The following is a 21,165-nucleotide window of genomic DNA, read 5'->3' on the forward strand; positions in this document are numbered from 1 at the left end:
TCATTTCCAGCCTGACAACGATTACTCGTTGCTCTGACGGTTCTTCAGAGCAGCACCCAGGATGTCGCCGAGCGAGGCGCCCGAGTCGGATGAACCGAACTGAGCGACGGCTTCCTTCTCTTCCGCGATTTCCAGAGCCTTGATCGACAGCTGGATCTTGCGGTCCTTCTTGGAGAAGTTGGTGACGCGGGCGTCGACAACCTGACCGACCGAGAAGCGCTCCGGACGCTGTTCGTCGCGGTCACGCGACAGGTCGGCGCGACGGATGAACGAGGTGATGTCTTCGTGGTTGACGAGCTTCACTTCGATGCCGCCATCGTTGACGCCGATGACTTCTGCCGAAACGACGGCGTTCTTGCGCAGTTCGCCGGAAGCAGCCGCTTCACCGACGGCGTCCTTGCCGAGCTGCTTGATGCCGAGCGAGATCCGCTCCTTTTCGACGTCGACATCGAGAACGACAGCACGGACGACATCGCCCTTGTTGAATTCCTCGATGACCTGCTCGCCCGGACGGTTCCAGTCGAGGTCGGAAAGGTGGACCATGCCGTCGACGTCGCCGTCGAGGCCGATGAACAGGCCGAATTCGGTCTTGTTCTTGACTTCGCCTTCGACTTCGGTACCAGCCGGATGGCTATGCGCGAAGGCCTGCCACGGGTTCTCGAGCGTCTGCTTGAGGCCGAGCGAGATACGGCGCTTGGTCGGATCGACTTCGAGAACGACCACGTCGACTTCCTGGCTGGTGGACAGGATCTTGCCGGGGTGAACGTTCTTCTTGGTCCAGGACATTTCGGAGATGTGGATCAGGCCTTCGATGCCCGGCTCCAGCTCGACGAACGCACCGTAGTCGGTGATGTTCGTGACCGTACCGGTGATCTTCTTGCCGACCGGGTACTTCGCACCGATACCATCCCACGGATCGGACTCGAGCTGTTTCATGCCGAGCGAGATGCGGTGGGTTTCCTGGTTGATGCGGATGATCTGAACCTTGACCTGCTGGCCGATGCTCAGGATCTCCGACGGATGGTTGACGCGGCGCCATGCCATGTCGGTGACGTGCAGCAGGCCGTCGATGCCGCCGAGGTCGACGAACGCACCGTAATCGGTGATGTTCTTGACGACGCCCTCGACAACCTGGCCTTCCTCGAGGTTCTGAACGATTTCAGAACGCTGCTCGGCGCGCGACTCTTCGAGAACCGTGCGGCGCGAAACGACGATGTTGCCGCGGCGCTTGTCCATCTTGAGGATTTCGAAGGGCTGCGGATTGTGCATCAGCGGCGTGACGTCGCGGATCGGACGGATGTCGACCTGCGAACGCGGCAGGAAGGCTACGGCGCCGTCGAGATCGACGGTGAAGCCGCCCTTGACCTGGTTGAAGATGATGCCTTCGACGCGTTCGCCGGCTTCGAACTTCACTTCCAGGCGCTGCCAGCTCTCTTCGCGGCGAGCCTTCTCGCGCGACAGAACGGCTTCGCCGAGCGCGTTTTCGATACGCTCGACATAGACCTCGACTTCGTCACCGACCTTGAGCGAGCCGTCCTTGGCCTTGGCGCCGAATTCCTTCAACGGAACGCGGCCTTCGACCTTCAGACCGACATCGACGATGGCGACGTCCTTTTCGATGGCCGTGATGACGCCCTTGGCGACATAGCCTTCGGCGAGGTCCGTCTTGGCGAAGGACTCTTCGAGAAGTGCGGCGAAATCATCACGGGTGGGGGTGGTTGCAGACATGTAATCTCCTGCTGCATCTCCTGGCGGAGACGCATGTGCGCCGGGGGCTAGCGTTAAAAGGGCCTGAACCCAGTCCGCCCTTCTTAAAGGGCAATCCGGCGCATGGACGGAATTTCAGGCTTTTCGAGAAAGACGGTTTCGGCCGGAACCGGAAACAGGGCTTTCTTCAAATCTTCTCTTTCAGGGCAGCGTCGATCAGCGTCTTCGCCGCCTGGAATGCGGCCTCTATACCCATTTCGGACGTGTCGAGCAAGTGCGCATCCTCGGCTGGCTTCAGCGGGCTGTCGGCCCGGCCCATGTCGCGCTCGTCGCGCTTTTTGACGTCCTCGAAGATCGCCCCGTAATCGGCCGTGCCGCCGCCGGCAATGATCTCGTCATAGCGCCGCTTGGCCCGCACTTCCGGCGAGGCGGTGACATAGAGCTTTACCGCCGCATCCGGGCAGACGACGGTGCCGATGTCGCGCCCGTCGAGCACGGTGCCGGGCTCCCTCAGCGAAAAGCCACGCTGCGCCTCGACCAGCGCTCGCCGCACCGCCGGCATGACGGCGATCTTCGAGGCCGCCTCGCCGATCTGATGCGCGGACAGTACCGAACGATCGAGTCCGGCAAGCTCGATCTCACGCGCCATCCTCTCGGCCACCGCCTCATCATCGAGCGACAGCCCAGCATCGAGGAGCGCCTTGGCCGTGGCACGATAGGTGAGCCCCGTGTCGAGATGGTGGAAGCCGTATTCCTCGGCGATGCGGCGCGAAAGCGTGCCCTTGCCGGAGGCAGCGGGTCCGTCGATGGCGATGGTGATCATATTTGGTCCTGCGGTCGTTTCTGCGGGGCCTGTTAGATCAAAATCGACGGAGAATCCACGATCATTCGATAATTTACGGTTCGCCGGCCTGTTGCGTATGGGCCGGGTAGGGCGCTGGTCAGCGGTGGTATTATTCAGAGCGACATCCAACTGCATGCCGGGCAAACAATAGGGGAATTCTTTCGTCCGACTGAAGAAAACCACGATTATTTCGCGTCTAACTATTTAAACGTGATTTCAAGCCCGTCCACGGGCTCATATCGTACCGCTTTGCCGTCCTTGTTCTTGGTGGAACCTAAATCACTCCTGTGAGTTTTGCCACAGCGTGAAGAATAAGGAGAAGTTAAATGGCTGATAGAGGTCCAACAGTTGTGAATACTGGTAGTGGCGGCGGCTGGGCCGTGGCTATAGTGTTGGTTCTGCTTGTCGTCGGCGCCTTGTTCCTCTTTGGCGGCGACCTGTTCGATGGTGCTGGGGGCGGAGGTGACACGGATGTCAATGTCAACGCCCCGACCATCGAAACACCGGCTGGTGGGCAGGGAACGCAACAGGCGCCTGAAGGCGGGCAAACCACGCAACCCGCTCCCACAGGAGGACAGGGTACTCAGCAAGCCCCATCGGGTGGCACGCAGTAACGTATGAGCCGTCGCTTTCGGGCGACGGCTCATAAGCGAGGCTGCGGGGAAGGTCGGCTACAGGGGAGCTCATGACACCACGTCAGCCTCGTTGCGACTTCGCTTTGCAGAGATTTGGTTCCACGCGAGCCCGACCGATGTCCTGTTATATCGATCACTCGATCTTCGCACCCAACCCCGTCATCAAATCCATGAATTCCGGGAAGCTGGTGGCAATCATCGTTGCGTCGTCGATGGTCACCGGATGCTCGGAGGCCAATCCCATGACAAGGAAGCTCATGGCGATGCGGTGGTCGAGATGGGTTTTCACCTGAGCGCCGGCGGCACTACCGAGACTCTTGCCGTCCGGGCGGCCGCGCACGACGAGCGAGGCTTCGCCCTCGTCGCAGTCGACGCCGTTGAGCTTCAGGCCGCCGGCGACGGCCGAAAGGCGATCGGATTCCTTGACGCGCAGTTCGTCGAGGCCGTTCATCACGGTGGCGCCGTCGGCAAAGGCGGCGGCGACGGCGAGCACCGGATATTCGTCGATCATCGACGGGGCGCGCTCTTCCGGCACCGTGACGCCCGTGAGCTCCGAATGGCGGACGCGCAGATCGGCGACGTCCTCGCCGCCGGCAAGGCGCCGGTTCATGACCTCGATATTGGCGCCCATTTCCTGCAGCGTCAGGATCAGCCCGGTGCGGGTCGGGTTCATCAGCACGTTGAGGATGATGACGTCCGAGCCCGGGACGAGCAGCGCCGCCACCAGCGGGAAGGCGGTGGAGGAGGGATCGCCCGGCACGTCGATGACCTGGCCGGTGAGCTTGCCGCGGCCCTCGAGACGGATGGTGCGCACGCCGTCTGAACCGGTCTCGACCGTCAGGTTGGCGCCGAAGCCCTGCAGCATCTTTTCCGTATGATCGCGGGTCATCACCGGTTCGATGACGGTGGTGATGCCCGGCGTGTTGAGGCCGGCGAGCAGAACGGCGGATTTCACCTGGGCGGAGGCCATCGGCACGCGATAGGTGATCGGGTTCGGCGTCTGCGGCCCGCGCAGCGTCACCGGCAGCCGGTCGCCCTCGGCCGACTTCACCTGCACGCCCATCTGACGCAGCGGGTCGAGCACGCGGCCCATTGGCCGCTTGGTCAGCGAAGCGTCGCCGACGAAGGTGGAATCGAAATCATAGACGCCGACAAGACCCATGGTTAGTCGGCAGCCGGTGCCGGCGTTGCCAAAATCGAGCGGCGCTTCCGGCGCCAGCAGGGCGCCGTTGCCGACGCCGTTGATGATCCAGGTGTCGCCATCCTTGCGGATCTTCGCACCCATCGCCTGCATGGCCTTGCCGGTATTGATCACGTCCTCGCCTTCGAGCAGTCCGGTGATGCGCGTCTCGCCCGAGGCCAGTCCGCCGAACATGAAGGAGCGGTGCGAGATCGACTTGTCGCCGGGAATGCGCACGGTGCCCTTGAGATCGGCAGACTTCTTGGCGGTGGCGGGCCGCGGGCTCAGGCCATGGGACATGATATTTACCTCTGACAATCCGGCTCGTCGGCGGCCCAGGGACAAGCGCTGCTTGGGGTTGAACGAGGAACCGCCGGTGTTGCGCGCTCCCTAACATAAAGAGCAATAGGGGTCATCCTCCCCCAAGAAGAAAATCCGGCGCAGCCGGCCCCGGAAGTTTGCCTTTGACAGACGACACCAAGACGATTATGGGGACCGGCTAATCATCATCAGCTTGATACCTTTCTAACCGCCGGCTTTACCGGCAAGAGCCGGCTCGCCGGCCATTCAAGAGGCTTTGACTGTGGCAAAACCGGAACTTGGAACAAAGCGCATCGACCCGGAAACGGGGCGCAAATTCTACGATCTGAACCGTGACCCGATCGTCTCCCCCTATACCGGCAAGTCCTATCCGCTGTCGTTCTTCGAGGAAACCTCCGTCGCCAAGGTGCTCGAGAAGGAGGAAGAGGAAGACGTCACGGAAGTCGATGCAGAGAACACCGAAGTCGAACTCGTTTCGCTCGAGGATGCCGACGACGAGGCATCGGGCGGCGACGACCTGCCGGATCTCGGCGATGACGACGTCGAGATCGACGGCGACGACGACGACACCTTCCTCGAAGCCGACGACGAAGACGATGACGACGACATGAGCGACCTTATCGGCGTCTCCGACGAGGACGAGGACGTCTAAGGCGTTCAAAAGTCGGATAAAAGCTGCTCTGGCCGCGCGATCATGCAGCGGCCGGGCGGCCGGCCGGAAAGGAAGATAAAATTTCTCCGGCCTTTAATTTTCGGCTTGCCATCTGCCAAAAGCAGAAGTAATAAGCCGCCACTCGCCGGGCACGACGCCCGACGAACTTCCCGGAACCGGCACTGCCGGACCCTCTATGGGGCTATAGCTCAGCTGGGAGAGCGCTTGCATGGCATGCAAGAGGTCAGCGGTTCGATCCCGCTTAGCTCCACCAAAATTTCCCAAGCAGCCCTCAGTCCGCACGAACCCCGGCTACTGACGTAAGATTTGCCTTCGTGGGGTTGCGCGCCTCGAACATCAGGCACATTCCGTTTCGATAGAACGAAAAGCCTTGGCAAGATGGAGTGAGGACGCACTGATCCTGACAGGCGGCCAGACTGAAGTTCTTGATCCTCGCGAACGGTTTGCCCACGATTTCGACGTTTCTGCTCGTCCGAAATGCGACCGAAGGGCCAAGATCGTGGCCGACCCTGCTGATGTCGCTCGTCTGACCATAGTAGCCGGAAACGGCGCCCGAAAACTGTAGCGCTTCGGTGGCCATTCCTTTCAGGAAGCAAGCGCTGTGAATTTGATTGAAGGTGAAGGCAGAGCAGCGGTCGGTGGCTTGGCAGGCCGACTGGCACTGCGCGGCGGTCTCGAGCTTCAGCGGCATGCCGGGTAGGTCGTAGCCCGGAAGATCGGTGTAGTCGAAATAGAGCCAGCTTCGCTGCGGGACAGTGGATTCCGGCACGGAGAGATTGGCTTGTTCTTCTGCGGCTCCGCCAAAGGGCACTGGTGCACCTGCGGCGGTGTCACCTAGATGCAAGACCTTCACATCCAGGCCGATCCGCTCCGCATCATCCGCCGTCAGCCACTGCATGGAGGAGGGGCCGGTCGCGGTGACATAGACGATGATATTCGGATTAAGGTTGAGCTGCTGGAGGCATGAGCCGACCAGGGCATTGCCCGCACTGCTTACATCTTGCCGACCCGCCTCGTTGACGAAGGCTGCATGAAATCCGATCTTGGATGTTGGAGAAAGCAGCCGTTTGTGGCCAGCCAGCCAAGCCAACCCACACGACGATGCACACACATGTTGATCCGCAACGGCCGTATAGAAGCCTTTGATCGCAATCGTTCGGCCGATCTCAATACCGACTTGTACAAGGCCACCGGGGCTGTTGAACGCAACGACGGCTCGTTCGGCCGTGATCGCCATATTCTTGAAACGGGTGTCGTCGCCTTCGATAAATTCGCCGTCGACAAGGATCAGATGAATGCTCTCCGAGAGCTTCTCCATTTGAAGCTGTGCGGCGCCGGCATTGAGCGGCATCATCCACAGGAAGCCAAGTACTAAAGCTAAGCGTTTGAACACGAGACGCCCCTCAACGCTATCCCAAGGTTGAGTGAAGTCCGCTTTGCATCCGGAGTCAAAACGGACAAATTGATGAGAGACTTAGTCGAGAGTGGCATGTCTGGACGGTGAAGCCGCCTAAGGACTTTGCGAAATCTTAACCGACCGGAACAAGAACGATCATCATGTTTCTCGCCTCCAAAATCTTCTGGCTCATTGCCCAGCCACTCTCCGTTGCTTTCTTCAGCATCCTCTTCGGCGTGCTGCTGATCTTCTCCCGCTTCCGCCGGAGCGGCGGCATCTTCGCTTCGCTCGGTCTCTTGGTGCTGTTCCTCAGCCTGTTCACCACCGCCGGCCCCTATTTCCTGCAGATCCTCGAAGACCGGTTTCCCCGACCCTTGGCCCCGCCGGCGGAGATCTCCTGCATCATCGTGCTCGGCGGCGCCTTTGAGAATGTGGTGATCGCAAGCCGCGGCGGTATCGAGTTCAACCAGGCGGCCGATCGCTTCATCGAGGCGGTCCGGCTCGCCAAGGCCTATCCGGCGGCGCGCGTTCTGGTTTCGGGCGGCGACGGCTCGATCACAGGCGCCTATGAAGGCGATGCGCGGGCCTCGCAAGGCTTTTTCGGCGCCTTCGGGATCGCGGCCGATCGGGTGATCCGCGAGGAAGCCTCGCGCACGACTTTCGAGAACGCCCGCTATACGAGGGATCTCCTCGCGACGAACGGGCTCGAACGCTGTGCTTTGGTCACTTCGGCCTATCATATGCCACGCTCGATCGGCCTCTTCCGCGCCAACGGCATCGAGGTCGTTCCCTGGCCGGCGGACTACCGGACGAGCGGCAAGGTGCGGCTCGGCTTTGATTTCACTCAGCCCTCGCTCAATGCGCAGCTGGCGACGACGGCCGCCAAGGAATGGACGGGGCTTCTCGCCTATTATCTGCTCGGCCGCACGCAGACGCTGCTGCCAGAGTGATACAGGCGTGGACGGCAATACGGCAGCGAGAGCGCGCGTGCCTCCTGACTTGTCGGCGACGCCGCGGTAATGATCTTGAATTGCCAATTCGGGCGTCGTCCAAGCGGAGCATCCATGCCGATCCTCGAAATTCTCGACTATGCCGGCATCGCCGTGTTCGCCGCGACCGGCGCGCTTTCTGCCTCGCGCAAGCAACTCGACATCGTCGGTTACCTGTTCCTCGCCTCCGTCACCGGCATCGGCGGCGGCACGATGCGTGACGTGATCCTCGGCGCGACGCCGGTTTTCTGGGTTATGAACCCCGCCTATGTCTTGGTCTGCGTCGCGGTCGGGTTCCTGGTGTTCCTGACATCGCACCGTTTCGAGTCGCGTTACCGGCTGCTCGTCTGGCTCGATGCGGTCGGGCTTTCCGCCTATTGCGTCATGGGCGCGGCGAAGGGATTGGCGGCGACCGGCTCGCCGACGGTTGCGATTGTCACCGGCATGCTGACGGCGACCTTCGGCGGCATCCTGCGTGATCTCTTGGCCGGTGAGCCGTCAGTGCTGTTGAGGCCGGAAATCTATGTCACCGCCGCACTCGTCGGCGCCGGCGCCTTCGTGGTGGCGACGCTGATCGGCCTGCCACTTGCCGCGAGTTCAGCGCTCGGCGTTGCGGCTGCCTTTGCGGTCCGCGGGGGGGCACTTCGCTATGGCTGGACGCTGCCGGCCGGCAAGGCCGGGCCAGGCCGTGATCCAGACGAGGTCATGTAGACTCAGCGGTGGGTCTTGCGGCGCAGACGGACGACCACGTCGACATGGGAGATCTCCATGCCTTCCGGCGCCTCCGGGAGGTTGCCGATCTGGATGTTGCTCACCGGAATGTCGAGGACCTCGTTCTGGCCCTCGATAAAGAAATGGTGGTGATCCGAAACATTCGTGTCGAAATAGGTCTTGGCGCTCTCGACGGCGAGAACACGGATCATGCCGGCTTCGGTGAACTGGTGCAGGGTGTTGTAGACGGTTGCGAGCGATACGGGCACGCCCGCCTCGACCGCCTCCTCATGCAGTTCCTCGACGGTCAGGTGACGGTCGCCCTTGGCGAAAATCAGATCCGCGAGCGCGATGCGCTGGCGCGTCGGGCGCAGGCCCGAATTGCGCAGCCTCTCCTGCGAAGAGATTTCCGTTGCTTTCGTCATGCGCAGCCGTTCCGATATTCCTGCCAAGATTATGGAGTATCAGCTTGCGATATAACTTCTGCCGCCGAGGCTTTCAATAGATTCCGCCCCTGGAAGGACCTGCAAAGGCCTGAAAAACGGCCTAAAGGGAGGGAAGGCTGGCATTTAACTCTGGCAGAGGCCACATACATACTGTAAGCGACGGCGGAACGCCATCGCCTAGGGAGCGGCGCTTAGGACAATGCGAGACGGGTTTTTCCACCCGCATGTCGCTCTGCTTGGACGACGGTGACAGACTGCAACCGGCAGCGACCATAACGGGCCGCGCTTCAATTCAGGCCGAACTTGCTCTAAAGCAGGTCGGAGAACTTTTGAGAACTCGGGGAAGCAACCATTCATGACCACCAGGCAATCCAGCTTCAGCTATGAGGAAATCCTTGCCTGCGGCCGAGGCGAACTGTTTGGCCCCGGCAATGCGCAGCTGCCGCTGCCGCCGATGCTGATGGTCCATCGCATCACGGAGATTTCCGAAACGGGCGGCGACTTCGACAAGGGATTTATCCGCGCCGAATACGACGTCAGTCCGGACGACTGGTATTTCCCATGCCATTTCCGGGGCAACCCGATCATGCCCGGCTGCTTGGGCCTCGACGGCATGTGGCAATTGACCGGCTTCTTCCTGGGCTGGCTCGGCGAACCGGGCCGCGGCATGGCGCTGTCGACCGGCGAAGTGAAGTTCAAGGGCATGGTTCGTCCCCATACCAAGCTGCTTCAATACGGAATCGACTTCAAGCGGGTCATGCGCGGGCGCCTCGTCCTCGGCACCGCCGACGGTTGGCTGAAGGCCGATGGCGAGACTATCTATCAGGCGACCGATCTGCGTGTCGGTCTGTCCAAGGACAAGGCTGACTAAGCCGCGGGACGTCTCCCGCATCCAGCGAGATAAAGAAAAGGTCATCTACCATGAGACGGGTTGTTGTAACGGGCCTCGGCATCGTTTCCTCGATCGGTAACAATGCCGACGAAGTCACCGCGTCGCTGCGCGAAGCGAAGTCGGGCATCACCTTTTCCCCGGATTTCGCCGAGCACGGCTTCAAGTGCCAGGTCTGGGGCCAGCCGACGCTCGACCCGGCCGAACTCGTCGACCGGCGTGCCATGCGATTTCTGTCGCAGGCGGGTGCCTGGAACCATGTGGCGATGAAGCAGGCGATTGCCGATGCGGGCCTCGATGCCGCCGACATCACCAATGAGCGCACCGGCATCATCATGGGTTCCGGCGGCGCCTCGACGCGCACCATCGTCGAGGCCGCAGAGATCACCCGCAAGAATGTCAGCCCCAAGCGCATCGGCCCCTTCGCGGTGCCGAAGGCGATGTCCTCGACCGCTTCCGCGACGCTTGCCACCTGGTTCCAGATCCACGGCGTCAACTACTCGATCTCGTCGGCCTGCTCGACCTCGGCGCATTGCATCGGCAATGCCGCGGAAATGATCCAGTGGGGCAAGCAGGACGTGATGTTCGCCGGCGGCCACGAAGATCTCGACTGGACCATGTCGAACCTCTTCGACGCCATGGGCGCCATGTCCTCCAAGTACAACGACACGCCGGCCTCGGCCTCGCGCGCCTATGACGTCGACCGCGACGGTTTCGTGATCGCCGGCGGCGCCGGCGTGCTCGTGCTCGAGGAGCTGGAGCGCGCCAAGGCCCGCGGCGCCAAGATCTATGCCGAGATCGTCGGCTATGGCGCGACCTCGGACGGCTACGACATGGTGGCCCCCTCCGGCGAGGGCGCGGTGCGCTGCATGCGCCAGGCGCTCGCGACCGTGAAGGGCGAGGTCGACTATATCAACACGCACGGAACCTCGACGCCGGTCGGCGACCAGAAGGAGATCGGCGCCATCCGCGAGGTGTTCGGCGAGAAGATGCCGCACATCCAGTCGACAAAATCGTTGACCGGCCATTCGCTCGGGGCTGCCGGCGTGCAGGAATCGATCTACGGCCTGTTGATGATGCAGGCCGGCTTCATCGGCGAAAGCGCCCATATCGACACGCTCGATCCCGAATTCGAGGGCGTGCCGATCGTCCGCAAGCGCATCGACAACGCCAAGATCGACACGGTTCTCTCGAACTCCTTCGGTTTCGGCGGCACCAATGCCACGCTCGTCTTCCAGCGCTATAACGGATAACCAGATGAACGGACTGATGAACGGAAAGCGCGGCCTCATCATGGGGGTGGCCAACAACCATTCTATTGCCTGGGGAATTGCCAAGGCCCTCGCAAGCCAGGGCGCCGAACTCGCCTTCACCTATCAGGGCGAGGCGCTCGGCAAGCGCGTCAAGCCGCTTGCCGCGGAGCTGAATTCCGACTTCCTTCTCCCCTGCGACGTCGAGGACATCGCCTCGGTCGACGCCGTCATAGACGCGATCAAGGAGCGCTGGGGCAAGCTCGACTTCGTCGTCCATGCCATCGGCTTCTCCGACAAGAGCGAGTTGAAAGGTCTCTACGCGGATACGTCGCGGGAGAATTTCAGCCGCACCATGGTGATCTCCTGCTTCTCCTTCACCGAGATCGCCAGGCGCGCCGCCGACCTCATGAGCGATGGCGGCACGATGCTGACGCTCACCTATGGCGGCTCGGTGCGGGTGATGCCGAACTACAATGTCATGGGGGTCGCCAAGGCGGCGCTCGAAGCCTCGGTGCGCTACCTTGCGGCCGACTACGGAACCCGCAGCATCCGCGTCAACGCCATCTCCGCCGGCCCGATCCGCACGCTCGCCGGCGCCGGCATTTCCGACGCCCGCGCCATGCTCTCCTGGCAGCAGAAGAATTCGCCGCTGCGCCGCACGGTCACCATCGAGGACGTCGGCAGCTCGGCGCTCTACTTGCTTTCCGATCTTTCCCGGGGCGTCACCGGTGAAATCCATTACGTGGATTCCGGCTATAACATCACCTCGATGCCGACGCTCGAGACGCTCCGCGTCGCCGACGCGGAATGAAGCGAGGCTCACCGCGCGCCAAGCCTGAATTGGGAGAAACCTTGCCGGCGGGTCGGAGAATGGCGGCGGCGCTGCGTCGGCTGCCTACCGGCCCACGGCCTTGACGCCTGAGGATGCGCTGCCTATTTCTTTAGAATAATTCTAAAGAAGGCTGCTATCGATGTTTTCCCGTCTCTTCTCCCGCTCGAAGCGTCCGTTTCTGTCGCTGGGCGAACAGGATATTCTGGCACTCGCCATTTCTTCCGAAGAAGACGACGGACGCATTTACCTCGCCTATGCGGATGCGCTGCGCGAAAAATACCCGCATTCCGCCCGCGTGTTCGAAGGCATGGCCGAGGAAGAGAGCCACCACCGACAGGCGCTGATCGACCTGCACGTGGCACGCTTCGGCAGCAGGATTCCGCTCATCCGGCGCGAGCATGTGCGCGATTTCCCGGAGCGGAAGCCCGATTGGCTCATTGCCGAGATGCCGATCGAGAAAGCGCGCGCAGAGGCGGAAGCCATGGAGGAGGCTGCCCACCGCTTCTATCTCGAGGCGGCAGCACGCACGCGGGACGCGGCGACGCGCAAGCTGTTGGGGGATCTGGCGATTGCCGAGAAGGCACATGAGTCTCTCGCCCGCCGGCTCGGCGAAAGTCATGCGCCGGCGCAAGTGCGGGCCGAGGAAGACCGAACGTCGCACCGACAGTTCATCCTTACCTATGTGCAGCCGGGTCTCGCAGGTTTGATGGACGGTTCGGTCTCGACCCTGGCGCCGATCTTCGCCGCCGCTTTTGCAACCCAGGATACCTGGCAGACCTTCTTGGTCGGGCTGTCGGCCTCGGTCGGTGCCGGCATCTCCATGGGTTTTACCGAAGCCGCCCACGACGACGGCAAGCTTTCCGGCCGCGGCTCACCGGTCAAGCGCGGTCTCGCCTCCGGCGTGATGACCGCGCTCGGCGGCCTTGGCCATGCGCTTCCCTATCTGATCCCGCATTTCTGGACGGCGACGGTGACCGCGGTGGCGATCGTCTTCTTCGAGCTCTGGGCCATTGCCTTCATCCAGAACCGGTTTATGGAAACGCCGTTCCTCAGGGCGGCCTTTCAGGTCGTGCTCGGCGGCGGCCTGGTGCTCGCGGCGGGCATCGTCATCGGCAATGCGTGATGCGACGACGGCGCAGCGGAATTGGGAAGAGACGTCATGAAGAAAGGGCCGCTGACCGGCCCTTTCTTGATCGAATTGTCCGGCGGTTCAGTTGCCGACCGAACCGACCAGCACCTCGGCGCTGTTGTCGATCGTCACCCAGCGGCCGCTATTGCTCGAAGCCTGGCGCTTCAGGAAGCGGTAGTGCGTGTTGGTCCAGAGCTTCACGCCGTTGTCGAGATTGTCGAGGATAAAATCGCCCTGGGCGGTGCGCACCGTCAGAACGGCATGACCCTCGCCGTCGGGCTTGCGCACTACCGTCAACAGCAGATTGCCGGCCGCGAAGCCGCGCTGCATCAGGCGCCGGCGCTTTTCAAGCGCGAAATCCTCGCAGTCGCCCCGGCCCTTCGGATAGGACCAGACCTCGTCGCGGCCGAGAAGCTCCTGGTCGGTGACCGGCGAGATCTCGCGGTTGACGGCTGCGTTCACCTGCCGGATGACCGCCCAGCCGCTCGCCGTGACGCGCGGCGGCGCGCCCGCCCGAGACCGGACGCCGCATTCGCTTCTGTTCTTCTGACAGAATTCGAAATGCCCGATTGGCTGCGAGGTTGCAGAGCCGGTCTGCATCCAGGGAGTGGATCCCGACTGAGCGGGAACCGCCATGCTTGCCGAAATGAAAAATGCGCAGAATCCCGCGACGCCTGCCTTTACCCCGGTCCAAAATGCCATACAAATCCCCTGCAGCGCGTGCGTGCACGCGCAATCTCAAGTTGATGACAGCTTTTGTAGGCTTCCCCTAGCGCTGCTCTAATCGTTAATAAAGTGTTAATATGGCGGGGCGGTTTGAGTCAATCTACCGATTCGTCTGATTGACCTTTATGGTTAAGATCATCCACTATAAGTCAGCGGAAGCCTTGCATCCCGGGCTGTCCGGGAATGGTTCCGAAAATGGGGCGGTTTGTTGACGAGTGCCGGCCCGGAAGTTAGGCCTTGGCGAGCATGGCGCTGATCGCCTGTTTCAGTTTGAAGACGTCTTCCTCGCGCGACAACCGGTGGTCGCCGTCGCGAATGAGGGTCATGACGACATCGTCCGCCGGCATGTGCTCCATGAGCTTCAGCGCATGCGTATAGGGCACATCGGGATCGCGCATCCCCTGGAGAATATGCACCGGGCAGCCGGTCGCGATCGGCCCTTTAAGGACCCGATTTTCACGCCCGTCCTCGATCAGGGCGCGGGTGAAGACATTCGGCTCCGGGCTATATTCCGACGGCTCCTCGAAATAGCCGCGTTCGGCGAGCGAAGCCCGTTCGGTCGGCGACAGGTTGGGCTCGATCAGCTCGGCGGTGAAGTCGGGGGCAGGGGCGATCAGCACCAGGCCGGCGATGCGCTTCCCCTCACCGCGTGCTCTCAGCTCTTCGATGAGGCGCAGTGCCACCCATGCGCCCATGGAGGAGCCGATCAGGATCATGCGCCCGGCGACCGCGTGATCGACGACGGCAAGGCTTTCCTCGAGCCAGCGCGAGATCGTGCCTTCCTTGAAGTCGCCGCCGGAAGCGCCGTGGCCGGAATAGTCGAAGCGGACGCAGTCCGTTCCGATCGCTTGCGCATGGCGTTCGACTTCGAGCGCCTTCGTGCCGGTCATGTCGGACCGGTAGCCGCCGAGCCAGACGAGCGCCGGGCGGTTTGAGGGGAGTTCGGCGCGGAAAATCCGCACGGCGATGTTGCGCGCCGAGGCTTCCGCGCCCACCTTTACATGCGTGACTTCGGTTTCGGCCGGCATGGCTGGCATCGCTTAATTCCTCGCAAGCACCCGTTTCGTTCAGATATCCCGCTAAAAACAGATTCGCCAGAGCCTGGAAGAGGTGATTTTCCTTGCGACCCATGCTATTGACTCTGGAGCCGCAATTCACACATTGCCGTCAGTGACTGTTTCAAGCGCTAGTTTGAGATGACGCTGATCGTTTGATCGACCACTATTACCGAAAACAGCTCGAGGAGAGTACGACCATTCGCAGACCGTTCAAAGCGGACGCCCCAGTCAAGGAAGGCCCGCGCGCAAACAAGGAAATCCGGGTTCCCCGGGTTCAGCTCATCGACGCCGAAGGCCAGAACATGGGCAACGTGCCGATCGACCAGGCGCTCCGCATGGCGGAAGAGGCCGGTCTTGATCTGGTGGAGATCGCACCGAATTCCGAACCGCCGGTGTGCAAGATTCTCGATCTTGGCAAGTTGAAATACGCCAACCAGAAGAAGGCGGCCGAGGCGCGCAAGAAGCAGAAGATCGTCGAGATCAAGGAAATCAAGATGCGCCCGAACATCGACACCCATGATTACGAGGTGAAGATGAAGGCGATGAACCGCTTCTTCGAAGAGGGCGACAAGGTCAAGGTGACGCTGAAGTTCCGCGGCCGCGAAATGGCCCACCAGGAGCTCGGCATGAAGCTTCTGCTGCAGGTCAAGGACGATACGCAGGCGATCGCCAAGGTCGAAGCCGAGCCGAAGCTCGAGGGCCGCCAGATGATGATGGTGCTCGCGCCGAAGTAAGCACGAAGGCGTGGGCCGCACGCGAAATCCCAAGTGAAAGCCGCCGTGAGGCGGCTTTTTGCGTTCTACAGCGCCGCGCGTCTTATCAGACGCGCAAAGGTCACTGTAGCACTTTGAATTGCTGCATGTCTCCTTAAATCGAGGTCGATTTAAGGAGACATGCAGTGGCGCATCGTTGGCGGGCCTGACAGAATGCTGACAGCCGCGCTCAGCCGCCTGTCAGTTGCCGGATGCCAGTCTCTGCCCGTTCCAAAACAAGGAAGGGTATAGATATGCACAGCGCATTCAAAAAAGTGCTGCTCGTTTCCACAGTGAGCTTGATCGGCGTCGTTGGAGGACCCGTGACGATGGCTCTTGCGGATACCGGCGCGGCCAGCAGCTTCGAAGCCGGACCTAATGGCGGCTTCGACACGAGCAGCCCCACTACAGGTGGCGAAGGTGGATCCGGCGGCGGACAGGACACCGGCACAGGCGGTGGACAGGATACCGGTACGGGCGGTGGACAAGACACTGGCGGCGGCACTGGCGGTGAAGGCGGCGGCACCGGCGGCGAAGGCGGCGGCACTGGCGGCGAAGGCGGCGGCACCGGCGGCGAAGGCGGCGGCACTGGCGGCGAAGGCGGCGGCACCGGCGGCGAAGGTGGCGGCACCGGCGGCGAAGGTGGCGGCACCGGCGGCGAAGGCGGCGGCAGCGGCGGCGAAGGCGGCGGCAGCGGCGGCGAAGGCGGCGGCAGCGGCGGCGAAGGCGGCGGCAGCGGCGGCGAAGGCGGCGGCAGCGGCGGCGAAGGCGGCGGCAGCGGCGGCGAAGGCGGCGGCAGCGGCGGACAGGATACTGGTACCGGCGGTGGACAAGACGGTGGCGGAACGCCGACGGCGAACTGATCCGATTCCGGGCTGAGCCCTGAACTGCGGCGGTGGCTGTCGCCATCGCCGCAGACTTATCATATTCGTGCCTCTTGCATCATCCTGCTGCGAGGGGCACGCCCGTTTCAGCAAGAAAATCGAAGTTCCACCCCTGTTTCCGTCACTTTTCTGGCGGATGCTGCGGCGACCTGTGTTGAGGGGATAATGAGAGACCATATCTGCCTGGAGCGCGCTGCGCCGCCCCGTCCCGCTTCGCTCATGCGCCGGAGTCTGGCCGCATTCGTTTGCTGGTCGGTCGCCTCCTGTGTCCTGCCGTTGTCCGCGAGCGGTGCCGCTTTGGCCGAGGACGGAAAGGACAACCGCGACACCTCGGATACCGGCGGCAGCGGCGATACCGGCACCCGAGGCGACCGCAGCACGGCGGCCCCGGAGAACGACAGGACCCGGGAAACCAGAAGCCAGGAGGATGCGCGGGACGCGGTCGCCAGGGGAGAGATCCTGCCGCTCAGCAAGCTGCTCGCCCTGGTCGATCGCGATCTCTACGGAATGGTCATCGCAGTCGAGCTGGTACGATACATGGGCAGCGACGTCTACCGGCTGAGGACGCGCGATGGCACAGGCGTCATCCGCGATCTCGGGATCGATGCGCGCACCGGCAGATTCGTGAATTTCTGAGGCAGACATGCGCATACTTCTGGCAGAAGACGATCCCAATATCGCGGGCCATGTCCGCGGCAAGCTCGAGGCCGAAGGCTACGCGGTCGATACGCTGGCGCACGGTCCCGACATCTGGGAGCGCGGTGAAGACGGCGGCTATGCCGCCATCATCCTCGACCTCGGTCTGCCCGGTCTCGACGGATTGTCGATCCTCAAGCGGTGGCGCCACGACGGTGTGGAAACGCCCGTCGTGGTCCTGACCGCCCGCGGATCCTGGATGGAGCGCGTCGACGGCTTCGAGGCCGGCGCCGACGACTATATTCCCAAGCCGTTTCGGGCCGAGGAATTGCTGGCGCGGCTGAGGGCGCTTCTGCGGCGCGCCGGCCCGCGATTCCAGATCACCAAATCGGCGGGCCGTTTTACGCTCGACGAGGCGACCCGCCGGGTGACGTTCGACGGAGAGGCGCTCGAACTCAGCCCGCTCGAATTCCGCATGGTCGCCTACTTCATCGAGCGCAAGGGCGAAGTGCTGACCTCGCTCGAACTGGCAAGCCATGTCCAGGGACGCGACGACGATTCGGCCAAGAACGCGGTCGAGGCGATGATCGCCCGCCTGCGCCGCAAGACCGAAAGCGGCGCCATCGAGACGCGTCGCGGCTTCGGCTATCTGCTGCGTGACGATCCCTCATGATGCGCTCGCTGCGGCTGCGACTGGCGGTCGGAGCGGTGATCGCGATCGGCCTCGTGCTGCTCGTTGCATGGCTTTCCCTGACGCGGCTGTTCACCGACCACGTGGTCGGGCGCTACCGCAGCGAGATGATGACGACCGTCGACACGCTCGCCGCCGAACTCGCCGTGCGGGACGGCAAGCTGATGCTCACCGGAGAGCCGGCCGATCCGCGTTTCGACCTGCCGAACGGCGGCCGCTATTGGCAGATCTCGCCCATCGACGGCAGCGACATCTTGCGGTCGCGCTCGCTTTGGGACGTATCGATCGATGCCGACGCGCCGCCCAGCCCGCACTATGAGGGGTTTACCACCAGCGAGGGTCCCGACGGTCGTCTGATGCTGGTGCACAGCCAAACGCTGTCGCTCGGCGAGGATGCCCGGCCGGTCCGCTTCGTCGCGTCGGCGGCGTTTCCGCAGCGGGAACTGGACGAGGCGCTGGGGGATTTCCAGGCGCCGCTGCGGCTGATGCTGCTTGCCACCGCCGGGGTCCTTGCCGCCGCCGCCTTTTTCCAGAATGCCATAGGGCTCGTACCGCTCCGCCGCCTCAGCGAGCGGGCGGCCGCAGTGCGCGCCGGCCGCGAACGGGATTTCGGGACCTCCGGCCCGAGCGAAGTGCAGCCGCTGGTCAGCGAGATCAATCTCCTCCTCAAGGAACGCGAAGTGGCGGTCGAGCGCGCGCGTGCCCGGGCCAGCGATCTCGCCCATGGCCTTAAGACGCCGCTGACGGTGCTCGCGCAGCTTGCCGACCGGCTTCCGCCCGAGGATCGCGCCCTCGCGCTCAGACAGGTGGAACTCGCCCGTCAGCGGGCCGACCGGCAGCTGCAGGCCGCGCGCATGGGCGTCGAGCGGATGGCGACGACGTCGGTCATGGGCCTTGGCGGCAAGCTCGTCAGCGTCCTTCGTCCGGTCACCGCCGAGCGGAATGTCGCCTGGGAGGTCTCGATCGACAGCTCGCTTTCTCTCGACGTCGATCCGGCCGACCTCGCCGAGTGCCTCGGCAATCTCCTCGATAACGCCGCCAAATGGGCCCGTTCCTTCATCCGCTTCTCGGCACGCCGGGCGAACGACGCGATTACCATCGTGATTGAGGACGACGGGCCCGGCATTGCCGAGCAGGACCGCGAGGCGATCCTCAAACGCGGCGCGCGAATCGACAGCAGCGACGAACGAGAGCCGGAAGGCACCGGGCTGGGTCTGGCGATCAGTGCGGATATCGCCGACGCCTACGGCGCCTCCTTGACCATCGATCAATCTGATCTAGGAGGGCTGAGAGCGCGGCTGACCTTTCCTGTCAGGGTCGTGCGGCGTCCGTGGCGCGATCCCGTCTGACGTCGTGGGCGCAGGATCGACGCGCGGCTTGCGCTTTTGCAGGACTTCGGCTACAAGCCCCCGGTCCGAACGGTCCGGCAGGGCATGCCGTGGCCGTTCTTAACGCTGGAAACCAGCCTCGTCAGCCGGTTTCAGATATCAAGAACAATGGAGTAGCAAAATGCCCAAGATGAAGACGAAGTCGTCTGCCAAGAAGCGGTTCAAGGTAACCGCGACCGGCAAGGTGCGCGCTGCCGCTGCCGGCAAGCGCCACGGCATGATCAAGCGTACCAACAAGTTCATTCGCGACGCGCGCGGGACCATGGTTCTCGCCGAGCCTGATGGCAAGAAGGTCGTCAAGAACTACCTGCCGAACGGTCTCTGAGACTTCAGGCATATTGGACACGTTAAGGAGATCATGACATGGCACGTGTAAAACGCGGCGTTACCGCCCACGCCAAGCACAAGAAGACGCTGAAGGCCGCCAAGGGTTTCTACGGCCGCCGTAAGAACACGATCCGCGCCGCCAAGGCAGCGGTCGACCGTTCCAAGCAGTACGCCTATCGCGACCGCAAGGTTAACAAGCGCAACTTCCGCGCCCTCTGGATCCAGCGCATCAACGCTGCTGTCCGTGAATTCGGTTTGACCTACGGCCGCTTCATCGACGGCCTGAACAAGGCTGGCATCGAAGTAGACCGCAAGGTTCTGTCCGACATGGCGATTCATGAGCCGGCAGCATTCGGCGCGCTCGTCGAGGCTTCCAAGAAGGCGCTCGCCTATCTCAAGGAAGCCGGCACGGCAAACGAGTTTGAGAGCGCTGTCCGTTAAGCCAGCGTTTTCCCAAGACCGTTTCTGAAATTGTTGGGAAACCCGCGCTGGCAGGGCTGGCGCGGGTTTTTCTTGTTCGGCTCGATCGCCGGCGATCACATCGCTGCAGTGTTGAACCGATAAAACAAACCATTTCCGCATCGAGGCAGACAGAATGAGCGAACTGGAAACATTGGAACGGACATTGCTGGCGGAAATCGATGCCGCCGCCGACGAGGGGGCGATCGAGGCGTTGCGCGTCGGTGCCCTCGGCAAGAAGGGTTCGATCTCGGAGCTTCTGAAGACGCTCGGCACGATGAGCCCGGAGGAGCGGCAGACCCGCGGCGCCCGCATCAACGCGCTGAAAAACAGCGTCACAGAGGCGATTTCGGCCCGTAAGTCAGCGCTGAAGGATGCGGCGATCGCCGAGCGGCTGGCGCGCGAGACGGTCGATATCAGCCTGCCGGTTCGCTCCTCGCCGGCCGAGCGCGGCCGCATCCATCCGATCAGCCAGATCGTCGACGAGATCACCGCGATTTTCGGCGACATGGGCTTCTCGATCGCCGAGGGGCCCGACATCGAGACGGACTATTACAATTTCACCGCGCTCAATTTCCCCGAGGGCCATCCGGCCCGCGAGATGCACGACACGTTCTTCTTTCAGCCGGACGAGAAGGGAGAACGCAAGGTGCTGCGGACGCACACATCGCCGGTGCAAATTCGCACGATGGAGGCTCAGAAGCCGCCGATCCGCATCATCATTCCGGGCAAGACCTATCGCCAGGATTCCGACGCCACCCATTCGCCGATGTTCCATCAGGTCGAAGGCCTGGTGATCGACAAGGCGGCGAACGTCGCAAACATGCGCTGGGTGCTGGAGGAATTCTGCAAGGCGTTCTTCGAGGTCGATCAGGTGACGATGCGCTTCCGGCCGTCCTTCTTCCCCTTCACCGAGCCGTCCTTCGAGGTCGATATCCAGTGCGATCGCTCCGGCCCGATCGTCAAGTTCGGCGAAGGCAAGGACTGGATGGAGATCCTCGGCTGCGGCATGGTGCACCCGAACGTGCTGCGCGCCGGCGGCCTCGATCCGGACGAGTACCAGGGTTTTGCCTGGGGTATGGGCCTCGATCGTATCGCCATGCTGAAATACGGCATGCCGGACCTGCGCGACTTCTTCAACGCCGATGTCCGCTGGATGACCCATTACGGCTTCCGGCCGCTCGACATGCCGACGCTGTTCGGCGGTCTCTCTGCTTAATTTGGCGTGAAAACTTAGGA

At 62.6% G+C, this 21,165-nt stretch carries 22 protein-coding genes and 1 tRNA gene; 16 read left to right on the top strand and 7 right to left on the bottom strand.

Features of this window, described 5'->3' with window-relative positions:
• Positions 1 to 21 precede the first annotated feature (21 nt).
• From rpsA to aroA, 3 genes are all read right to left on the bottom strand, one after another.
• Positions 22 to 1,728, bottom strand: a complete 1,707-nt coding sequence (gene rpsA, locus CO664_RS00595) for a 30S ribosomal protein S1 (protein WP_097537681.1) — start codon at positions 1,726 to 1,728, stop codon at positions 22 to 24.
• A 166-nt stretch (positions 1,729 to 1,894) separates the two neighbouring features.
• Positions 1,895 to 2,530, bottom strand: a complete 636-nt coding sequence (gene cmk / locus CO664_RS00600) for a (d)CMP kinase (RefSeq protein ID WP_097537682.1) — start codon at positions 2,528 to 2,530, stop codon at positions 1,895 to 1,897.
• A gap of 789 nt (positions 2,531 to 3,319) precedes the next feature.
• Entirely contained in the window at positions 3,320 to 4,666 is a 1,347-nt protein-coding gene (gene aroA / locus CO664_RS00610) for a 3-phosphoshikimate 1-carboxyvinyltransferase (RefSeq protein WP_097537683.1), read from the bottom strand.
• A 283-nt stretch (positions 4,667 to 4,949) separates the two neighbouring features.
• Between aroA and CO664_RS00615 the strand changes: the two genes are divergently transcribed.
• Together CO664_RS00615 and CO664_RS00620 are read left to right on the top strand one after the other, a co-directional pair.
• Entirely contained in the window at positions 4,950 to 5,339 is a 390-nt protein-coding gene (locus CO664_RS00615) for a TIGR02300 family protein (RefSeq protein ID WP_037422328.1), read from the top strand.
• A gap of 198 nt (positions 5,340 to 5,537) precedes the next feature.
• Positions 5,538 to 5,613 (top strand) — tRNA-Ala (locus tag CO664_RS00620).
• Between the two features lie 18 nt (positions 5,614 to 5,631).
• Here CO664_RS00620 and CO664_RS00625 read toward each other — a convergent pair.
• The gene (locus tag CO664_RS00625) at positions 5,632 to 6,753 is read right to left on the bottom strand and encodes a PAN domain-containing protein (protein WP_141471670.1); all 1,122 of its coding nucleotides are present in this window, start codon (positions 6,751 to 6,753) and stop codon (positions 5,632 to 5,634) included.
• A 164-nt stretch (positions 6,754 to 6,917) separates the two neighbouring features.
• Between CO664_RS00625 and CO664_RS00630 the strand changes: the two genes are divergently transcribed.
• Both CO664_RS00630 and CO664_RS00635 read left to right on the top strand, forming a co-directional pair.
• A complete protein-coding gene (locus CO664_RS00630) occupies positions 6,918 to 7,706 on the top strand; it encodes a YdcF family protein (protein WP_097537685.1) in 789 nt (262 codons plus the stop codon).
• A 114-nt stretch (positions 7,707 to 7,820) separates the two neighbouring features.
• Positions 7,821 to 8,456: a trimeric intracellular cation channel family protein gene (locus CO664_RS00635; RefSeq protein WP_037422322.1), complete on the top strand. Its 636-nt coding sequence runs from the start codon at positions 7,821 to 7,823 to the stop codon at positions 8,454 to 8,456.
• Between the two features lie 2 nt (positions 8,457 to 8,458).
• On the opposite strand, the gene irrA is transcribed toward CO664_RS00635, so the two are convergent.
• The gene (gene irrA / locus CO664_RS00640) at positions 8,459 to 8,881 is read right to left on the bottom strand and encodes an iron response transcriptional regulator IrrA (protein ID WP_097537686.1); all 423 of its coding nucleotides are present in this window, start codon (positions 8,879 to 8,881) and stop codon (positions 8,459 to 8,461) included.
• 376 nt (positions 8,882 to 9,257) lie between these two features.
• Here irrA and fabA point away from each other — a divergent pair, with 376 nt between their 5' ends.
• From fabA to mbfA, 4 genes are all read left to right on the top strand, one after another.
• Complete coding sequence (gene fabA / locus CO664_RS00645; RefSeq protein WP_037422317.1) at positions 9,258 to 9,773, top strand: 3-hydroxyacyl-[acyl-carrier-protein] dehydratase FabA; 516 nt, start codon at positions 9,258 to 9,260, stop codon at positions 9,771 to 9,773.
• A gap of 50 nt (positions 9,774 to 9,823) precedes the next feature.
• Positions 9,824 to 11,044, top strand: a complete 1,221-nt coding sequence (fabB, locus tag CO664_RS00650; protein WP_037422315.1) for a beta-ketoacyl-ACP synthase I — start codon at positions 9,824 to 9,826, stop codon at positions 11,042 to 11,044.
• A gap of 4 nt (positions 11,045 to 11,048) precedes the next feature.
• Positions 11,049 to 11,855 carry an enoyl-ACP reductase FabI gene (gene fabI / locus CO664_RS00655; RefSeq protein WP_037422312.1) on the top strand — a complete coding sequence of 269 codons (807 nt, stop codon included), beginning with the start codon at positions 11,049 to 11,051 and terminating at the stop codon, positions 11,853 to 11,855.
• 160 nt (positions 11,856 to 12,015) lie between these two features.
• Positions 12,016 to 12,999, top strand: coding sequence for an iron exporter MbfA (gene mbfA / locus CO664_RS00660; RefSeq protein ID WP_097525471.1), 984 nt, complete (start codon positions 12,016 to 12,018; stop codon positions 12,997 to 12,999).
• An 87-nt stretch (positions 13,000 to 13,086) separates the two neighbouring features.
• On the opposite strand, the gene CO664_RS00665 is transcribed toward mbfA, so the two are convergent.
• Together CO664_RS00665 and CO664_RS00670 are read right to left on the bottom strand one after the other, a co-directional pair.
• On the bottom strand, positions 13,087 to 13,707 hold the full coding sequence (locus CO664_RS00665; protein WP_037422307.1) for a transglutaminase-like cysteine peptidase: 621 nt from the start codon (positions 13,705 to 13,707) through the stop codon (positions 13,087 to 13,089).
• A 254-nt stretch (positions 13,708 to 13,961) separates the two neighbouring features.
• Positions 13,962 to 14,768: an alpha/beta hydrolase gene (locus tag CO664_RS00670; RefSeq protein WP_097537687.1), complete on the bottom strand. Its 807-nt coding sequence runs from the start codon at positions 14,766 to 14,768 to the stop codon at positions 13,962 to 13,964.
• A 218-nt stretch (positions 14,769 to 14,986) separates the two neighbouring features.
• On the opposite strand from CO664_RS00670, the gene infC reads away from it, so the two are divergent.
• From infC to pheS, 8 genes are all read left to right on the top strand, one after another.
• The gene (infC, locus tag CO664_RS00675; RefSeq protein ID WP_083854172.1) at positions 14,987 to 15,523 is read left to right on the top strand and encodes a translation initiation factor IF-3; all 537 of its coding nucleotides are present in this window, start codon (positions 14,987 to 14,989) and stop codon (positions 15,521 to 15,523) included.
• 272 nt (positions 15,524 to 15,795) lie between these two features.
• A complete protein-coding gene (locus CO664_RS00685) occupies positions 15,796 to 16,404 on the top strand; it encodes a hypothetical protein (protein ID WP_097537688.1) in 609 nt (202 codons plus the stop codon).
• Between the two features lie 186 nt (positions 16,405 to 16,590).
• Positions 16,591 to 17,061, top strand: a complete 471-nt coding sequence (locus CO664_RS00690) for a hypothetical protein (protein ID WP_097537689.1) — start codon at positions 16,591 to 16,593, stop codon at positions 17,059 to 17,061.
• A gap of 7 nt (positions 17,062 to 17,068) precedes the next feature.
• Positions 17,069 to 17,734: a response regulator transcription factor gene (locus tag CO664_RS00695; protein WP_037421100.1), complete on the top strand. Its 666-nt coding sequence runs from the start codon at positions 17,069 to 17,071 to the stop codon at positions 17,732 to 17,734.
• Positions 17,731 to 19,101 (top strand): HAMP domain-containing sensor histidine kinase, encoded by a 1,371-nt coding sequence (locus CO664_RS00700; protein WP_095678036.1) that lies wholly within the window; start codon positions 17,731 to 17,733, stop codon positions 19,099 to 19,101. The genes CO664_RS00695 and CO664_RS00700 overlap by 4 nt, the downstream gene beginning before the upstream one ends.
• Positions 19,102 to 19,261: 160 nt before the next feature.
• Positions 19,262 to 19,465: a 50S ribosomal protein L35 gene (rpmI, locus tag CO664_RS00705; protein ID WP_012710090.1), complete on the top strand. Its 204-nt coding sequence runs from the start codon at positions 19,262 to 19,264 to the stop codon at positions 19,463 to 19,465.
• Positions 19,466 to 19,503: 38 nt separating this feature from the next.
• Positions 19,504 to 19,908: a 50S ribosomal protein L20 gene (gene rplT, locus CO664_RS00710; RefSeq protein ID WP_012710091.1), complete on the top strand. Its 405-nt coding sequence runs from the start codon at positions 19,504 to 19,506 to the stop codon at positions 19,906 to 19,908.
• A 154-nt stretch (positions 19,909 to 20,062) separates the two neighbouring features.
• On the top strand, positions 20,063 to 21,145 hold the full coding sequence (gene pheS / locus CO664_RS00715; protein WP_097537690.1) for a phenylalanine--tRNA ligase subunit alpha: 1,083 nt from the start codon (positions 20,063 to 20,065) through the stop codon (positions 21,143 to 21,145).
• Positions 21,146 to 21,165 lie beyond the last annotated feature (20 nt).

Source organism: Sinorhizobium sp. NG07B, assembly GCF_002532005.1.
GTDB classification, from domain to species: domain Bacteria; phylum Pseudomonadota; class Alphaproteobacteria; order Rhizobiales; family Rhizobiaceae; genus Sinorhizobium; species Sinorhizobium fredii_C.

Excerpts from the sequence above, each read along its gene's own strand:
- irrA (WP_097537686.1), bottom strand. The coding sequence starts at position 8,881 with ATGACGAAAGCAACGGAAATCTCTTCGCAGGAGAGGCTGCGCAATTCG.
- rplT (WP_012710091.1), top strand. The coding sequence starts at position 19,504 with ATGGCACGTGTAAAACGCGGCGTTACCGCCCACGCCAAGCACAAGAAG.
- CO664_RS00695 (WP_037421100.1), top strand. The coding sequence starts at position 17,069 with ATGCGCATACTTCTGGCAGAAGACGATCCCAATATCGCGGGCCATGTC.
- fabB (WP_037422315.1), top strand. The coding sequence starts at position 9,824 with ATGAGACGGGTTGTTGTAACGGGCCTCGGCATCGTTTCCTCGATCGGT.
- pheS (WP_097537690.1), top strand. The coding sequence starts at position 20,063 with ATGAGCGAACTGGAAACATTGGAACGGACATTGCTGGCGGAAATCGAT.
- rpsA (WP_097537681.1), bottom strand. The coding sequence starts at position 1,728 with ATGTCTGCAACCACCCCCACCCGTGATGATTTCGCCGCACTTCTCGAA.
- fabI (WP_037422312.1), top strand. The coding sequence starts at position 11,049 with ATGAACGGACTGATGAACGGAAAGCGCGGCCTCATCATGGGGGTGGCC.
- CO664_RS00670 (WP_097537687.1), bottom strand. The coding sequence starts at position 14,768 with ATGCCAGCCATGCCGGCCGAAACCGAAGTCACGCATGTAAAGGTGGGC.
- CO664_RS00685 (WP_097537688.1), top strand. The coding sequence starts at position 15,796 with ATGCACAGCGCATTCAAAAAAGTGCTGCTCGTTTCCACAGTGAGCTTG.
- mbfA (WP_097525471.1), top strand. The coding sequence starts at position 12,016 with ATGTTTTCCCGTCTCTTCTCCCGCTCGAAGCGTCCGTTTCTGTCGCTG.
- CO664_RS00630 (WP_097537685.1), top strand. The coding sequence starts at position 6,918 with ATGTTTCTCGCCTCCAAAATCTTCTGGCTCATTGCCCAGCCACTCTCC.
- cmk (WP_097537682.1), bottom strand. The coding sequence starts at position 2,530 with ATGATCACCATCGCCATCGACGGACCCGCTGCCTCCGGCAAGGGCACG.
- CO664_RS00700 (WP_095678036.1), top strand. The coding sequence starts at position 17,731 with ATGATGCGCTCGCTGCGGCTGCGACTGGCGGTCGGAGCGGTGATCGCG.
- CO664_RS00665 (WP_037422307.1), bottom strand. The coding sequence starts at position 13,707 with ATGGCATTTTGGACCGGGGTAAAGGCAGGCGTCGCGGGATTCTGCGCA.
- CO664_RS00690 (WP_097537689.1), top strand. The coding sequence starts at position 16,591 with ATGAGAGACCATATCTGCCTGGAGCGCGCTGCGCCGCCCCGTCCCGCT.
- rpmI (WP_012710090.1), top strand. The coding sequence starts at position 19,262 with ATGCCCAAGATGAAGACGAAGTCGTCTGCCAAGAAGCGGTTCAAGGTA.
- fabA (WP_037422317.1), top strand. The coding sequence starts at position 9,258 with ATGACCACCAGGCAATCCAGCTTCAGCTATGAGGAAATCCTTGCCTGC.
- aroA (WP_097537683.1), bottom strand. The coding sequence starts at position 4,666 with ATGTCCCATGGCCTGAGCCCGCGGCCCGCCACCGCCAAGAAGTCTGCC.
- CO664_RS00635 (WP_037422322.1), top strand. The coding sequence starts at position 7,821 with ATGCCGATCCTCGAAATTCTCGACTATGCCGGCATCGCCGTGTTCGCC.